Genomic DNA, 17106 nt, shown 5'->3' with positions numbered 1-17106 from the left:
AGTAAATTATAACATTAACTTTTATTTTAATTAAAGAAAGTTACCCAGTCACCGGCGTGTTAGCGCGAAGTCGCTAGCACGCCAAAATTGAAGAACAAAAAATGAGCATGCATATTACTAAAAAGTTAGAAATTAGTCGTCGACTTGGCTATCTAAGTTTAATTGATGAGGGGAGTTTTTTAAGAATTTATAATCAATCAGCTTATATCATTAGTGAGCTATATCAACAGAAGTTGAAGATAATGCATAATATCCTAGGTAAATTGAACAATTACCCTATAGTTTATTGCGGGTTTCCTAAAAGAAATCTTTCATTTCATTTTAATAACGCTCAAAAAATGGAATGGGGCTATCAAATAGCTGGAGATTTCGATTTAAGTGGATATCAAATGTGGTTTAATCAATTTTTTACTTTATCAAAGAAAGATATTAATACTAGAGTCAATCCGCTAGTTCATCATCAATCTAAAATTATAAATCAATCACAACAACCTGAAATAATGCCAAAATTATCCCCAAAAACTGTAAGAACAACGCTGCATCTTAATACTAATCAATTAATTTTTCTAAAAAATTGGCAGCCTGATAGTGATAATAACAAAATAACCCAACAATTTATGCTTAGTTTACAGCGGCAATTGTTCAGATCTTAAGTGAGATCATTATTTAATGAAAGGATAACTATTTTTTTACTTTTGTTTTGTAGATCTTCAGTAAACTGAATTCAATAAACTAACGATTAATAATCGGTGAGATTAGTCAATAAAATATAGATTTAACGTGCATTTTAATCGACTTATCGTAGATTCTTAACAAACATTTACATAAATACACATTACAATTTGATTATTCTATTTTACTATTAGACTGAATGTTTGATATTATCGCGTACAAATGAGTTACATTAGGTGATATATATAAAAGCTAATATGTTGTATTTTTTGAAAAAGTTAATAAAATTAACTACAAGGAATGGTAAAAATATGTTAAAATGTGGTCTTAATCGGGCATCGGGCATCGGGCATCGGGCATCGGGCATCGGGCATCGGGCATCGGGCATCGGGCATCGTTTTTATTAGTTAATAGTGATAATAATTGTTATCAAGAGTTTCATTCTTTATACAAAAATCCATTTTCAAATTTATCTCTTTATTTTTTCTATATCAGTGAGCCTAATCGTATCTCCTTATTCAAAGCGTTTTTAAGGCAGGGGATAGTAAAAACAGGTTTATGCACTCTATTTTTGTTGGTGTTGTTTACAGTGATATCGATAAAGCCGGTGTATGGTTTAACGACACAAACAGCACAGGTAATAAATGGGACAAGTCCTTATTTAACTTATGACAATGGAAAGACAGTATCAACAACAATATTACCACTGTTATCGCTAACGTTACCGAATAATAAGGTGATAAGCGCGTTGGAAGACAAATCATCAGTAGTCGAACCCATTGTGATAGAAAAAGTGCCGACAACTTTTAATGATATTAAAACCTATTTACCTTTTAGTAATTATCCATCAATGCCGTTAGCTAATGTGATAGTGGCAAATAATTATTGGCGTGATGCAGATGGGGATAAACTTTTTACCATAACGGGTTATATGAAAGTGAAATGGGAAACGTACGATGGTGAAGATGTGACCGATTATGTGAAATCGAATCCGAATAGTGAGTTAGATTCGTGTAAATCTCCCTATAAATTAACACTTAGTGCCGATGATGGTGCTTTATTGACTAATTATGGTATACCGGATACGAATTCATTCAAAGGCGAAAGCCACAGTTACTATATATTGTCTAAACACACAGTATGTTATGTTAAACCCTATGCTATTGAAAAAATGCCACAATTTCAGTGGTTAAGTTTTGATAGTAGTAATACATTCGTTGCATGGAATGATTCACGATATACGTCAAGGACAGCTGTTGGTGGAGGCTATACGTCAGATTATGTGCCTAACATCGGCTTTAAAGCGACGCCAACTGCATCTGGTGGTAAAAAATTTCCGACGACCGGTTTTGCTGGTGCCAAATTTCAACTAATTGTGACAGGCTCTCCTGCCAGTTATAGTTTTAGTGTTCCCAATAATCCGGGAGGTCAAGTGACTATCGATCCGCAAGGTTATGTCTTACTAAAAGGCAAACCAACTGGTGATGTTACTGTAAGAGCAACTGTTAAGCAAAATCCAATGATCAAGTTAGATTATACATTTAATCCAACCAGTGTCTGGGCGAATCCGCTTAAAGATTTTTTTGATATTTGGAGTGTTGCTATTCAAAGATGTAGTATAAATAATTTGCTCTCATACTCGGAGTTAACCAATACACCTGTTGATGATCGTTTAAATGGTTCTTTTGAAATTATAAATGGTTATACAAGAGCCATTGGTCAGGGACTTCTACCCGAATGGGGTTATTCAACTCAACAAACTTATCCTGATTCAACATGGCGAGATGAAGGCGATAGATATTGGACAAAAGATTTATATTATCAAAGTAGTTATGGTACTCATATTGATGTTAATTCAAGTTCAGGTCTTTTAGGGGTAGATGCTGATGCAGTAGGGGCTCCTGACTATTTGGTTTGTCGGCAATAACGGCTTTTTATCTGTTTGGTTGGTATAAAAATGAAAATTGATAAGAAGTTAGATTTATTGAGTCAATATCAAGGTATTTTATTATTTCGTGAAGGATTATTTTTACGTGCGTATAATCAGTCTGCCTACATTTTAAATGAGATACTTGGGCAACAGCTAAAATTGAAATTTTATCAAGCTACAGGTGCTCGAAATCAATGGATTGTTAAATGTGCCTTTCCGGCAAATAAGATAAACGAACGTTTACCGGGAGCGACCTTAACCTCTTTTGGTTACCTAATTGCTGGTGATTTTGATTTAACGAATTATGGTCAATGGTTTGCGCGACGTTGCCTTGAAGAGAATGAAATGAACGAAATGGCAAAAGCCGACTCCGAGTCGTTATCAACGACGAGCCGTCGGCGTCGGAGCTCGCACTATATTTGAGCAAAATCTAGACAATAGCTAACTGCTATTGTCTAGAAAAAAATATTTGATTTGTGTTCATATTACATCATCGTTAGCAAAACAAGCTGAATTTTAATTGATTAATTTTGAAAACGAACGCGTTTTTAACAGATCTAAAAAATTTAATAATTGAATAGACACTGATACAAGATAATATAATGTTTTGTAATTAAGCATAATTAATCAATCTGTTAAGGTTATTTAATTATTATTTTTAAAAATTTTTGATGATAAAGTTATTTTACTGACTTTATTACAAAGTGCCGCCTAGTTTTACTAAACTTATATCATAAATAATCAAACCAATATTTTTATTGTGCTTCTCAACAACAAAATTTACAATATCTTCCTGATATATCAGTTAGGTTATACACAATGTCTATCGCTGTTGTTGAAATAAATCGTAAATCAATTCTGCATAATCTTGACGTTTTAAAAAATCAAGCACCGCAAAGCGCACTAATGGCTATTGTTAAAGCCAATGCTTATGGTCATGGTGTTGAGGGCATCGCTAAGTTATTGCAAGATAAAGTCAGTTATTTTGGGGTTGCAAGAGTTTCTGAAGCATTATTTTTAAGAAAACTTGGTATTAATACACCGATTGTCTTACTTGAAGGTTTTTTTCCTCATGATGATGTGGCGGATTTGATCGATTTTAATTTGCAACCGGTGATCCACGCTAGTTGGCAAATTGATGCTTTAAATAATATTGCCATTGACAATCAAATTACCGCATGGTTTAAAATTGATACAGGAATGCATCGGTTAGGGTTTCATTTAGATGAAGCACAAGCCGAATTTAATCGGCTTGCTAATTGTCAAGTGATACGTAAATCGATAAACATTATTAGCCATTTTAGCTCAGCGGATGAATTTGATTCAGCACAAACTAACAAACAAAATGCACGATTAGATGCGTTTATTCATTCTTCAGGTAATAAATCATTGATCAACAAACTTTCTATTGCTGCCTCTGGAGGAATATTGCATTGGCCGGATTCTCATCGTGATATGATAAGAGCAGGAATTGCGTTGTATGGTGTTTCTCCTTTCAATGATCCTATTGCGGATCTTAAACCTGTAATGACATTCAAATCTGAATTAATTGCTGTGCGTAAACATAAAAAAGGTCAAGCTGTCGGTTATGGTCAAATCTGGACAAGCCACAAAGATACGCTTTTAGGCGTGGTTGCTATGGGATATGGTGACGGTTATCCACGTAATATTGCGGAAAATACGCCTGTCGTTATTAACGGACGCCGAGTGCCAATTGTGGGGCGAGTTTCAATGGATATGATTGTGATCGATTTAGGGATCGATAGTCTAGAAAAACCCGGTGATGAGGTCATATTTTGGGGTAAACAGTTACCTGTTGAAGAGATTGCTAAACACACCGGTATCAGTGCATATGAGCTTTTAACGCGCTTAACTTCCCGCGCAAAAATTCACTATATAGATTAATCATTATGACAAAAAAAATATTTTTATATACGATTCTTACATTCATTATAATTATAGGTGGTGCAATTGGTATTAGTTACTATTTTCTGCACCAATTCTCAAAACAGCAAATGCAAGTCACAGATGACAACCAAATATTTGTGCTTAAAAAGGGAACAACTTTGCATCAATTAGTTGCTGAAATAAAACAAAACAACTTAATGCAACAAGCTTATTTGTTACCTTATCTTTATAAATTAGATCCTTCGTTGAGTTCGATAAAAGCTGGTACATATCAATTACATGCTCACATGACAGTTGAAGAATTTTTACAGTTACTAGTCTCTGGAAAAGAGAGTAATTTTTCTATTCAATTTGTTGAAGGTAAACGCGCTAAAGATTGGCTTAATGTGCTTAAAACTACACCTTATATTCAACAAACACTCGATGGCAAATCCAATGAAGAAATTGCTAAATTATTGGGTATTGATGGTTCAATCGAAGGATGGTTATCACCAAATACATATCTTTATACGGCCGATTCGACTGATGTAAGTATATTAAAACGTGCTTACCTAACAATGAAAAATAATTTACAAAAAGTATGGGATAATCGTGATAAGGATTTGCCATATCGATCGCCTTACGAAATGTTAATCATAGCTTCAATTATTGAAAAAGAGACGGGCATTAGTTCTGAACGAGCGAATGTTGCTTCGGTATTTGTGAATCGATTAAAGGCAAAAATGAAATTACAAACTGATCCAACGATCATTTATGGCTTAGGTGATAATTATACTGGTGCCATTAGGCGCTCAGATCTAACCGATACCAACAATCCGTATAATACTTATGTTATTGAGGGGTTACCGCCTACACCTATTGCTATGCCTAGCCTTGCTTCTTTAGAAGCCGCTGCTCACCCAGCTAAGACCAACTATCTGTTTTTTGTGGCAACAGGCAACGGTGGTCATACGTTCTCCAATAGTTATGGTAGTCATCAACAAGCAGTAAATGAATACCGTAAATTAACGCGTGATGTTAATTAATCTTATCGCTATCATCGCCGCATAAATCAGTATGCGGCATCTATAACAAATTCCAAAAATGTAAGCATAACGGTTTAATTGCGTTCATTTTCGGTGGATAGTTTGTCAAGCTGTTTAATAAGATGTAACAGTTGAACGGTATTTTCAGGATGTTCTTTTAAGGCTTCTTCAAAATAAGGATGAAGTGCAAATGTCGGAATATTGGTTTTGGCATCGATAAGCGCCAAAATCCGCGGAATAAAAATCCATTGTAACCATTCATGACTTTGCATAGTATCAATTGCAAAAGGTTCTTGGCTTAAAAAAGCAGCAGTTGGTGGTGGCGTTGTTTGCCATAAACGAATGTTTTGTAATTCAAGTTTGATTAACTCAAGTTGTTTTACTATTTTTTGGGCTTGTGACAATTCATCAATAAGTTTGCGATAATATTGCCAATTAAAACAAGGTCCAGGATCAGTTTTACGTTCTGGTGCAATATCGCTATGACCAGTAATATTTTTAATGCCATACGTGTGTTGCAACAATAAGGTAACAGCGGCTAATTGTTGATATTGATAATCCGTAAAATCATCTGTATCACAACCCTCCATTTCAATGCCAATCGAAAAATTATTACAATTCTCCCTACCTTCAAAACGTGATTGCCCAGCATGCCAAGCTCGCTTATCAAATGGAACAAATTGAATTATCTGACCATCACGACGAATAAATAGATGGCTAGATACTTCTAGTTGATAAATTGTTGCAAAATAGGGATGTTCGTTAGGATCAAGTTTACCCGTAAATAGTTGTTCAACATAAGGACCACCATATTGATTTGGCGGTAAACTGATATTATGAATCACTATTAATGAAATTTCTTCATTAGCAGGGCGATCATTATAATAAGGTGAAATGACTTGTTTTACACCCTGTAACCAACCATTAACAATATTAAGTGACATATGGACTCCAATAAACTTTGCTTTATACAGTGAGGATAAAATTTAATTTTGCGATAACGTTCTCAAACATTCTTCTTGCATCTTAAATAGTTGCAATAAATATCAATCATTACTTCCAAAATGAATTTTTACATATTATTTCATTTTTTTGTTTTGCTATAAAGTCACTACCTTATTCACTAACTTTAACTCACGAGATAATTATGACAGCTCAATCAGGATTTACCTTGTTTGAACTTATGATTGCAATAGTTGTTATTGCTATTCTTACAGCCATTGGCTTGCCGGCTTATCAAGGTTATGTAAAAAAGGCGGCTTTAACCGATATGCTACAGACTATGACAGCTTATAAAACCGCTATTGAAATATGTGCAATTGAACAAGGTCATTTAACACATTGCAGTAATGGTAATAATGGTGTGCCCATCAGTAAATCATCGAATTATGTCACATCTGTTTCTGTAACTAACGGCGTGATTACTTTGGTTGGCAAGAGCGCTTTATTGGGATTAACCACAACCTTAACACCGACAATTAATACCACTGAAGGTAATTTAGTTTGGACCCGAAATTGTTTAACAACACCGATAGATACGTCTTTAACACAAGCTTGTGAAGCTATTTTTAAATTTTGATCGATAAAAACGATTGACAAGGAATATGTGATGAATGCAGAGCAATTAGTTGAAAGTTTAGATAAATTATTGTTGTCAGCATTAGATAAACGGGCTTCGGATATTCATTTTGAACCTTATTTACATCATTATCGTATTCGCATGCGAATTGATGGTGTGCTGCAAGATATGCTTATGCCACCATTAGCTTTAGCTAAACAAATTGCCGCTCGGTTAAAAATTATGGCAAAGTTAAATATTGCTGAGCAACGCTTGCCACAAGATGGTCAATTGATAGTAGATCGTTATGCAATGCGGATATCTACGTTACCGGTCATTAATGGTGAAAAAATCGTGCTGAGAGTCATGGACAATAATGAATCGGAACTCACCATTGATGATTTAGGATTAACACAACACAATCTTTCAATATTTCAACAAATTTTAGATTATCCTCAAGGGTTGATTTTAGTGACTGGGCCAACCGGTAGCGGGAAAACGGTTACCTTATATAGTGGATTAAAAAAGTTAAACAAACCTGAGCGTAATATTTGTAGCGTTGAAGATCCGATAGAAATCCCCATTGATGGTATTAATCAAACTGCCATAAATGTTAAAGCAAGTTTAACCTTTGCTGTTATATTGCGAGCCTTACTTAGGCAAGATCCCGATGTGATAATGATTGGTGAAATTCGTGATCCTGAAACAGCAGAGATTGCTATTCAAGCAGCGCAAACAGGGCATTTAGTTTTATCCACATTGCACACCAATTCAAGTTTAGAAGCCTTAATTCGATTAAATCAAATGGGAATTAAAAATTATCTGGTTTCCTCAAGTTTAAAATTAATTATTGCCCAACGTCTTGTTCGTAAGCTTTGTCAGTATTGTAAGGTTGTCGCAAGTCAATTAATAGTGCTAGGAGGAGAAACAACAGCTCATTTTATTGCTATGGGCTGCGAACATTGTTTTGGTGGGTATCATGGGCGCATAGGATTATATGAATTTTTACCAATAACGGCAGAAATACAACATCAATTACTCCGTGACCAAATGATTTCGCCTACCAATATGATAACGCTCAAAGTTGCAGGACAAAAACTGGTTAAAGATGGTGTTACCACCATTGCAGAATTGCAACGTGTTTTGGGTGATTATCTATGAAAAGGCTCTACGTATGGTATGATTTGGATTTTAATGAAAATAAAATAATTGCGTCTTCTCAGCAAGACGCGAAAAAACAGCTATTATTACAAGGCAAAATTGCCATCAAAATAAAACCAGTTAAATATATTAATAAACATAGTTTTACTCGTTTAGAGTTACTGGTTGTTACTAAACAAATAGCAACGATGCTTAAAGCAGGTCTTTCTATTGTTGATAGTTTACTTATTTTAGCGAAAGAGCACCCTCATCCTCATTGGCAATATCTTCTTGTTGAAATTGAACATCAGATTGCAAAAGGGGAACCTTTATCAAAAGTTTTAACTCATCATCATTTGGTCTTTCCGACACTTTATTGTGAAATTGTTGCAATCGGTGAGATGACAGGACAATTAGATTCAAGTTTTGAACAGTTAACGTTACAACTTGAAAAATCAATAAAACTACAAAAGCGTATCAAACAGGCCATGCGTTATCCATGCTTTTTACTCACGGTATCTATAATTGTGATAGTGATAATGCTATTAGTGGTTTTACCCAGGTTTGCTCAGATCTATCAAGATTTTGATGCTCAATTGCCGTTGTTTACCCAGTGCATTATCGATTTGTCACACTTTTTACAACGGGCTTGGTTCGTTGTTTTAATTACTCTATTACTAAGCTATTTATTGTATCAGTATTATCTTAAGCTTCGCTATCGAGATGTGATTGATAGTTATACATTAAAATTACCTATAATCGGTAAAGTAATTGCCACTACTTGTTTAACACATATCTTTCAAACAATAGCAATAACTCAACAAGCTGGCATCCCTTTACTTGCAGGTTTGACCGCTTCGGCTAATACGATTATGCATCGCGTGTATCAAAAAAGTATTTTTTATATGATAGCCGAAATCGAAAAAGGGCTTTCATTTAGTCATGTTTTACAAACACAACCGTGTTTTCCAACTTTATGTCGTCAATTGATCCACATAGGAGAACAATCCGGTACGCTGGATTTAATGCTAACCAAGTTAGCCGATTACTATGAAGCACAGAGCCAAACATTAACTGATAATCTATCTCAATTAGTTGAGCCGTTGTTAATGTTAATACTAGCGCTAATCATTGGAAGTTTAATAATCGCTATGTATTTGCCTATCTTTCAACTTGGCGAGGTGATTAACTAATGATAGCTTGTATGATTGCGATGTTAGGTGCATGTATGGGCAGTTTTATTTGCGTTGCTTTTAGTCGGTTTTCGCCATTACATTCTCCTTTTATTTATTTATCGGCCATAAGTTTAACAAGTTCATCTTGTCCAACTTGCTTGAATAAACTGAAAGTTTGGCAATTAGTTCCGCTGTTGTCTTATTTGCTATTAAGGCAACGCTGTTATGCATGTCAGGCTAAAATACCGGCTCACTATTTTTTGCTAGAGTTAGCTATGTCAGTGTTGTTTATGGTGATTTATTGGCATAAAGGTATTACTGCGCAAAGTATTGTGTTAATGATGTTGGGTTGTTATTTTTTACTATTAGCCTTAATCGATTTTAAATATTATTTATTGCCGGATTTTTTTACGCAACCATTAATGTGGGGAGGCTTATTGGCGGCATATTTGAATATCAGCAATATACTATTAGCCGATGCATTTATTGGTATTTTATGCGGGTATCTTTTATTAAAAGTACCGGCTAGTTTATTTTATTTAATTTCAAACAAGCATGGATTAGGCGGGGGAGATATAAAATTACTTGCCGCGATAGGTGCATGGATTCCTTATCATTTACTACCCTTATTAGTAATTATGGCTTCAATATTGGGTATTTTTTATTTTCTGATCTTAAACTATCTTTTTTATCGACAATCATTAAAAGTTATTCCATTTGGTCCATTTTTATTAATTTCGGCGTATTGCTGCTGCTATTTTAGTTAATTAAATGATTAAAATGGTCAAATTTTGCTCATACACATCTAATTTTTATATATAACGTAAATCAATTAAATATTTGCTTCTTTTTCAAAGTTCATCAGTTAGCTTATCTGTATTTTAATATATAACTAAAATCACTAATCATAGTAAAAATAGTTATTTTTATAAAAGCTAGAATAGCAGTATAGTACTAATCAATAAACTGATTAAGTTTACAATTGAGAATGAATAAGGAATGTATAATGAGTCGTATTAATGAATTGAAATCAGAGATGATTGCATGGCGTCATCACATCCATGCCCACCCAGAAACCGCATTTGAAGAGAAGAAAACAACGGAATTTATAATTGAAAAGCTTAAATCTTTCGGTATAACTGAGCTCTATACCGATTTTGCACCAACTGGTGTGGTCGGTATTATTAAAGGCAAAAAAGAAGGTCGAGTTATCGCATTGCGTGCCGATATTGATGCTTTAGATATTATAGAAGAGAATAAAATAGATTATTGTTCAACTATCCCGGGTAAAATGCATGCCTGTGGTCATGATGGTCATACTGCAACATTATTAGGCGTGGCTAAATATTTGAGTGAACACCGTGATTTTTCGGGTACAGTCGTTGTTATCTTCCAGCCAGCTGAAGAAAACGAAGGCGGTGCTCGTGTGATGGTTGAAAATGGCTTGTTTGATCGTTTTCCAATTGAAGCTGTTTATGGTATTCATAATCAACCGAATATGAAATTAAATCATTTTTACATTAACCATGGACCAATGATGGCATCATATGATGTTTTCGAAATCAAAGTAACAGGTGTTGGCGCTCATGCTGCCGCTCCTCATCTTGGTAAAGATACAATTTTAACGGCAACACAAATCGTAAATAGTTTGCAAAGCATTGTCAGCCGCAATGTCGATCCTATTAGCTCTCTTGTGGTGAGTGTTACGCAAATACATAGTGGCGATACGTGGAACGTGTTACCACAACAAGCGGTAATTCGTGGTACAGTTCGTGCTTTTAGCGCCGATGTACAAGATATGGCTGAGCAACGCATTACACAGATTGCAACAGGTATTGCCAGCACATTCGAAGCTAAGGCTGAGGTTGATTATCAACGGCGTTACCCGGCAACAATTAACTATGCTAAGCAAGCTGATATTGCGATAGAAGCTGCTAAAAACGTTGTTGGTGAAAATGGTCTTATTATCGATCCTTTACCATCAATGGGCTCGGAAGATTTTGCTTTTATGCTGCAAAAAATACCAGGCGTATATGTGTGGCTAGGTGCTGGCAAAGGTGCTAATTTACATAATCCAGCCTACAATTTTAACGATGAAGTTTTAATAACCGGGGCGCAATACTTTATTGAAATAGTCAATCAAGAACTTGGGGGGTAACTCAATCTAACATTTTTTAATTGTTATCAGAAATTTACTTAACTAATCAGTTAACTATCTTTTTAAATGTAGATGTTAACTGATTAGCTTTCACTGATCTTAACAAGCCTTAATCAATTAATGAAAACAAAGTTTACTCGCTACAGCGCCTTTTACTCTAAATTGTGTGTTGAGATCGATGCCATTAGCAAGCACAACTTGAACATAAATATCATTGTCTTGATTTAATTTCATCGTTGCAAGGACTTGACCGCTTTCGCGCCAATTGCCATCAATCTGGCATTCGATGGTATCACCAATATTGGGTAAACTATCGCTTTTACCCGTTAATAAATAAAGCCCTCGTTTATTAGCCCCACGAAATTGAGCTCGAGCCACCATTTCTTGACCACAATAACAACCCTTATCAAAACTGATGGCGTCATAATATTGTAAATTACATGCTTGAGGCAGTAATGTTTCACAATTTTCTTTATCGATAATGGCATAACCAGCTTCTAAATCAAGTTGCATCCATCGGCTACAAGGTTGTAAATCTTCATCGATAGTTTGAGGTGATACTCTAATTGCCCGTGTATGAGGTAAATTTAATTTGATATAAGTAATATTATTATGGGTAATACAATTTTGATGATTGAATTGGTCAATAATGTCTGCGGGTATCGCATCGTATTCTAAACCAACGATATTTAAATCATTAACCTGCTCGATAGAGACTTTAGAAAATACGGCATATTTTTTTAAAGCAGCAATTTGCACATCAGCAACACTTTTACGTAAGATATAGTAGATATCTTGCTCTCGTTGAAATAATAGTATGTTACTCCACATTCTGCCTTTAGCATCACAATGTGCAGCGAATAAGGCAGTTTGCTGAGAAAGGTGATCGATATCAATCGTCACTTGTCCTTGTAAATATTTGCGATTATCCACTCCAGATACTTTTACTAACTGCCAATCGGCAAGTGAAATGGGTTTAATTGAGAAATTGCTCATAATAGTGCCTTTTACAAATAAAGAATTTTAACATCAGTAACACTAGAGTTCCAATTTTCTAAAGTGTTAAAACAAAACAAAAATGACTGGAAAATCAATATATAATATTTTGATTACTTTATTAAACTCCCTTTATTTTGATTTTGCAAATTTACACCATTATTTTTTTATTGTGATTTAGTTAAAAGTTATATTATTGACTTAATTGATTTTATATATAAGTTAATGCACAATAAATCAATAGATGACAAAAAAGTTATATTGGAGGCAATAAGCATGGCAAAATTGTCAGGTGCAGAAATGGTCATTCAGTCATTGATTGATCAAGGAGTAAAACAGATATTTGGTTATCCTGGTGGTAGTGTTCTTGATATTTATGACGCAATTCATACACTTGGTGGTATTGAACATATATTAGTCCGTCATGAGCAAGCAGCTGTGCACATGGCTGATGGTTACGCTCGAGCTACGGGTGATGTTGGTGTTGTGTTAGTTACATCGGGGCCAGGCGCGACTAACACTATTACCGGTATTGCCACTGCGTATATGGATTCTGTGCCACTGGTTATATTATCTGGACAAGTAGCAAGTAATTTAATTGGCAATGATGCATTCCAAGAGTGCGATATGGTCGGTATTTCAAGACCGATTGTTAAACATAGTTTTTTAATCAAAGATACTCAAGATATTCCAGAAATTATCAAAAAAGCATTTTATATTGCGTCAACTGGTCGCCCTGGTCCTGTTGTCATTGATTTACCAAAAGATATTGTCAATCCTGCTAATAAATATAATTATCATTATCCAAAATCAGTATCGATGCGTTCTTATAATCCAACAATACAAGGACATAAAGGACAAATAAAAAAAGCGCTAACGACACTTTTTACTGCTAAAAAACCGGTTCTTTTTATTGGTGGTGGTGTGATATCTGCTAATGCAAGTGAGGCGATCAAACTGTTTGCTGAAAAATTGAATCTGCCTGTTGCTTCAACGCTGATGGGCATTAGTGCTTTCCCTGGAACAAATAAACACTATTTAGGCATGATAGGTATGCACGGTGTGTATGAAGCCAATATGTCAATGCATAATGCGGATGTTATTTTGGCTATCGGCGCACGTTTTGATGATAGAACAACTAATAATGTTGAAAAATATTGTCCTAAAGCCAAAATAATTCATGTCGATATCGATCCGACATCAATATCTAAAACCATCATGGCAAGTATTCCTGTTGTTGGTGATGCTAAAGTTGTTGTAGAAACTATGTTAGATCAAATTGATGAACTAAACATAGAGCGTGACTTAGATGCCTTGGTTGATTGGTGGAAACAGATCGATCATTGGCGAGCTCGACATTGCCTTGCTTATAGTCATGAAGGTAACAGTATTAAACCGCAAGAAGCAATTGAAGTATTATATAAATTAACTAAAGGCGATGCTTATATCACTACCGATGTAGGTCAACATCAAATGTTTACAGCGCTTTATTATCCGTTTGATAAACCAAGACACTTTATTACTTCAGGTGGACTTGGTACCATGGGCTTTGGCTTACCTGCCGCACTAGGTGTTAAATTGGCCTTCCCAAAAAATCGAGTTGTTTGTGTAACCGGTGATGGTAGTATTCAAATGAATATTCAAGAACTATCAACAGCATTACAATATGGTTTACCTATTTTGATTTTGAATCTTAATAATCGTTTTTTAGGTATGGTTAAACAGTGGCAAGACATGATTTATGCAGGGCGACATTCCTCGTCTTATATGGAGTCATTACCTGATTTTGCTAAAATTGCTGAAGCTTATGGTCATGTTGGCATAAGTATTAATAAGCGTGAAGAGCTTGAATCCAAACTTAAACAAGCGTTATCAATTAAAGATCGACTTGTTTTTGTAGATGTGATGACCGATGCTACAGAACATGTTTATCCAATGCAAGTTCGAGGTGGTTCAATGAGTGAAATGTGGTTAAGTAAAACGGAGAGAACCTAATGCGTTATATATTATCTATTTTAACTGAAAATGAACCTGGCGCATTGTCTCGAATAATTGGTCTATTTTCACAACGTGGTTTTAATATCGAAACCATCACAACGGCGCAAACCGAAGATCCAACCATGCATCGTATGACCATTCAAACCTCAGGCGATGAGCATGTACTTGAACAAATTCAAAAGCAACTTCATAAACTAATTAATGTATACCGTGTTAATGATTTAACCGAAGGCCCTCATGTTGAGCGTGAAATTATGTTAGTTAAAGTTGCCGCTAAAGATTCAGATGCACGTGACGAAGTGAAGCGATGTGCCGATATCTTTCGAGGATCAATTGTTGATGTGACTGCAACGCATTATATTGTTCAGTTATCGGGCACCAGTGAAAAGCTTGATTCGTTCTTATTATCAATTAGAGAAACATGTAATATTGTGGAAACAGTCCGATCAGGGATTATTGGTTTGTCGCGTAGTGAAAAAACAGTCAAATAGTTATGTATTTAGTTTGCTTATAACAAGGTACCTTAAGTGCCTTGTTAAGTGCTATTTTTAGTTAATTTTTCAAATATTATGACATGTTACATCAATAAATCATGCTTAAACTCGCACATCTAACTTTGTTTTAATTGTCTTTGATCTTAAGGTTTTCACTAAACTAAGATATGTTCTAAACGGTAGTAATATTGAAGTTACATCAACAATCAAGTTACTATTAAAAATACTGATTAATCAAATCATTCAGCCTAAACAACAGCTAAACGTAATTATTCAATTGAGACCTATACTTGATTCTGTTATACTATCTTCCCGTCTGATTCTTCGTATATTGTGTTGGTTTTTATGGTTTAAAAACGCACAATATTATTCTAATAAATTAATAATGGTCTGGTATTAATGGTTACGAATTATATTTTTGTTACAGGCGGTGTCGTTTCTTCTTTGGGTAAAGGCATTGCCGCAGCGTCTCTTGCTGCAATTTTAGAAGCCCGCAATTTAAAAGTCACCATGCTCAAACTCGATCCCTATATTAATGTTGATCCGGGCACAATGAGTCCTATTCAACATGGTGAAGTTTTTGTTACCGAAGATGGGGCAGAAACTGATCTTGATTTGGGTCATTATGAGCGTTTTATTCGCACTAAAATGACACGCAAAAATAACTTTACTACTGGGCGAATTTATTCCGATGTACTACGTAAAGAGCGACGTGGTGATTACTTAGGGGCAACTGTTCAAGTTATTCCTCATATCACTAACGAAATTAAATCACGCGTGATTGAAGGTGCAAAAGGTTTTGATGTTGCTATTGTTGAAGTTGGCGGCACAGTGGGTGACATTGAATCACTTCCATTTTTAGAAGCAATTCGTCAATTAGCCGTTGATGTTGGTCGTGAACATACGTTATTTATGCATTTAACGTTAGTACCTTATTTAGCTTCGGCAGGGGAAGTAAAAACCAAACCGACACAACATTCAGTGAAAGAGCTGCTATCAATTGGTATTCAACCTGATGTATTAATTTGTCGTTCAGATCGCATTATTCCTGCTAATGAACGTGCTAAAATTGCACTATTTTGTAATGTACCTGAGCGCGCAGTTATTTCATTAAAAGATGTTGATTCTATTTATAAAATTCCTGCACTGTTAAAATCTCAGAATTTAGATACATTTGTTTGCAATCGCTTCCACCTTGAATGTAAAGAAGCTGATCTGTCTGAATGGGAACAGGTAATTTATGAAGAAGCCAACCCAATAGGTGAAGTTACCATTGGTATGGTTGGAAAATATATTGCTCTACCTGATGCTTATAAATCGGTAAACGAAGCATTAAAACATGGCGGATTAAAAAATCGTTTAACTGTTCATATTCGATATATTGATTCTGAAGATCTTGAATCTCGTGGTACGGAATTATTACAAGGTTTAGATGCGATTTTGATTCCTGGTGGCTTTGGTTATCGAGGTGTTGAAGGAAAAATCATGGCAGCTCGTTATGCGCGTGAAAATAAAATTCCTTATTTAGGTATTTGCCTTGGTTTACAAGTTGCTTTAATTGAGTATGCTCGTAATAAGGCTGGTATTAAAGATGCCAACTCTACAGAGTTTGTTAAAGATTGCGCTAACCCAGTTATCGCGTTGATCACAGAATGGAGTGATGAATCTGGTAATGTGGTTCAACGTAATGAGAATAGCGATTTAGGTGGTACTATGCGATTAGGTTCGCAAATTTGCCATTTAGATACAAATTCTAAAGTATTTGATATGTATAAAAAAGAGTCGATCACTGAACGTCATCGTCATCGTTATGAAGTAAACAACAATTTATTACCGGAAATTGTGAAAGCTGGATTGAAGATCACTGGACTATCAACTGATAAGAAATTAGTTGAAATTATTGAGATTCCAGAACACCCTTGGTTTGTCGCATGTCAATTCCATCCGGAATTTACTTCAACACCACGAGATGGACATCCATTGTTCAGTAGTTTTGTGAAAGCTGCTAAAGAGTATCAAGATCAGCAGCAAAAATAGTTTATTTTTACATTA

15 protein-coding genes and 1 pseudogene are annotated in these 17106 nt (G+C 35.0%); 13 read left to right on the top strand and 3 right to left on the bottom strand.

Annotated elements, in window-relative coordinates; all coding sequences use genetic code 11:
• Positions 1-101: 101 nt before the first annotated feature.
• The 5 genes from J3U59_RS07430 to mltG all read left to right on the top strand — a co-directional run bounded on the left by J3U59_RS07430 (position 102) and on the right by mltG (position 5535).
• On the top strand, positions 102-653 hold the full coding sequence (locus J3U59_RS07430; protein ID WP_267332973.1) for a hypothetical protein: 552 nt from the start codon (positions 102-104) through the stop codon (positions 651-653).
• Positions 654-1261: 608 nt separating this feature from the next.
• On the top strand, positions 1262-2599 hold the full coding sequence (locus tag J3U59_RS07425; RefSeq protein WP_267332972.1) for a hypothetical protein: 1338 nt from the start codon (positions 1262-1264) through the stop codon (positions 2597-2599).
• A 30-nt stretch (positions 2600-2629) separates the two neighbouring features.
• Positions 2630-3025, top strand: a complete 396-nt coding sequence (locus J3U59_RS07420) for a hypothetical protein (RefSeq protein WP_267332971.1) — start codon at positions 2630-2632, stop codon at positions 3023-3025.
• A 396-nt stretch (positions 3026-3421) separates the two neighbouring features.
• A complete protein-coding gene (alr, locus tag J3U59_RS07415) occupies positions 3422-4507 on the top strand; it encodes an alanine racemase (RefSeq protein WP_267332970.1) in 1086 nt (361 codons plus the stop codon).
• Positions 4508-4512: 5 nt separating this feature from the next.
• A complete protein-coding gene (gene mltG / locus J3U59_RS07410) occupies positions 4513-5535 on the top strand; it encodes an endolytic transglycosylase MltG (protein WP_267332969.1) in 1023 nt (340 codons plus the stop codon).
• Between the two features lie 74 nt (positions 5536-5609).
• Here mltG and J3U59_RS12050 read toward each other — a convergent pair whose 3' ends face one another.
• The gene (locus J3U59_RS12050; protein ID WP_416379555.1) at positions 5610-5939 is read right to left on the bottom strand and encodes a YqcC family protein; all 330 of its coding nucleotides are present in this window, start codon (positions 5937-5939) and stop codon (positions 5610-5612) included.
• Positions 5940-6479: pseudogene (ampD, locus tag J3U59_RS12045) on the bottom strand (1,6-anhydro-N-acetylmuramyl-L-alanine amidase AmpD); the annotation flags it as partial.
• A 203-nt stretch (positions 6480-6682) separates the two neighbouring features.
• On the opposite strand from ampD, the gene ppdD reads away from it, so the two are divergent.
• The 5 genes from ppdD to J3U59_RS07380 all read left to right on the top strand — a co-directional run bounded on the left by ppdD (position 6683) and on the right by J3U59_RS07380 (position 11566).
• On the top strand, positions 6683-7114 hold the full coding sequence (ppdD, locus tag J3U59_RS07400; protein WP_267332967.1) for a prepilin peptidase-dependent pilin: 432 nt from the start codon (positions 6683-6685) through the stop codon (positions 7112-7114).
• A 30-nt stretch (positions 7115-7144) separates the two neighbouring features.
• A complete protein-coding gene (locus J3U59_RS07395; protein WP_267332966.1) occupies positions 7145-8254 on the top strand; it encodes an ATPase, T2SS/T4P/T4SS family in 1110 nt (369 codons plus the stop codon).
• Positions 8251-9426, top strand: a complete 1176-nt coding sequence (locus tag J3U59_RS07390) for a type II secretion system F family protein (RefSeq protein WP_267332965.1) — start codon at positions 8251-8253, stop codon at positions 9424-9426. Before J3U59_RS07395 ends, J3U59_RS07390 begins: the two co-directional genes overlap by 4 nt.
• Positions 9426-10175, top strand: a complete 750-nt coding sequence (locus J3U59_RS07385; protein WP_267332964.1) for a prepilin peptidase — start codon at positions 9426-9428, stop codon at positions 10173-10175. The genes J3U59_RS07390 and J3U59_RS07385 overlap by 1 nt, the downstream gene beginning before the upstream one ends.
• 239 nt (positions 10176-10414) lie before the next feature.
• Positions 10415-11566, top strand: a complete 1152-nt coding sequence (locus J3U59_RS07380) for a M20 aminoacylase family protein (protein ID WP_267332963.1) — start codon at positions 10415-10417, stop codon at positions 11564-11566.
• Between the two features lie 117 nt (positions 11567-11683).
• On the opposite strand, the gene ygfZ is transcribed toward J3U59_RS07380, so the two are convergent.
• Positions 11684-12562, bottom strand: a complete 879-nt coding sequence (gene ygfZ, locus J3U59_RS07375; protein WP_267332962.1) for a tRNA-modifying protein YgfZ — start codon at positions 12560-12562, stop codon at positions 11684-11686.
• Positions 12563-12838: 276 nt separating this feature from the next.
• Between ygfZ and ilvI the strand changes: the two genes are divergently transcribed.
• From ilvI to pyrG, 3 genes are all read left to right on the top strand, one after another.
• A complete protein-coding gene (ilvI, locus tag J3U59_RS07370; RefSeq protein ID WP_267332961.1) occupies positions 12839-14557 on the top strand; it encodes an acetolactate synthase 3 large subunit in 1719 nt (572 codons plus the stop codon).
• Complete coding sequence (gene ilvN / locus J3U59_RS07365) at positions 14557-15051, top strand: acetolactate synthase small subunit (RefSeq protein ID WP_065633503.1); 495 nt, start codon at positions 14557-14559, stop codon at positions 15049-15051. Before ilvI ends, ilvN begins: the two co-directional genes overlap by 1 nt.
• 402 nt (positions 15052-15453) lie before the next feature.
• Entirely contained in the window at positions 15454-17091 is a 1638-nt protein-coding gene (gene pyrG, locus J3U59_RS07360) for a glutamine hydrolyzing CTP synthase (RefSeq protein ID WP_267332960.1), read from the top strand.
• The last annotated feature ends 15 nt before the right edge of the window (positions 17092-17106 follow it).

Source organism: Gilliamella sp. B3783 (assembly GCF_026536125.1).
In the GTDB taxonomy this organism is placed as follows: Bacteria; Pseudomonadota; Gammaproteobacteria; order Enterobacterales; family Orbaceae; genus Gilliamella.
Note: the sequence above shows the minus strand (reverse complement) of the source record. Positions and strands in the feature narration are given on the sequence as shown.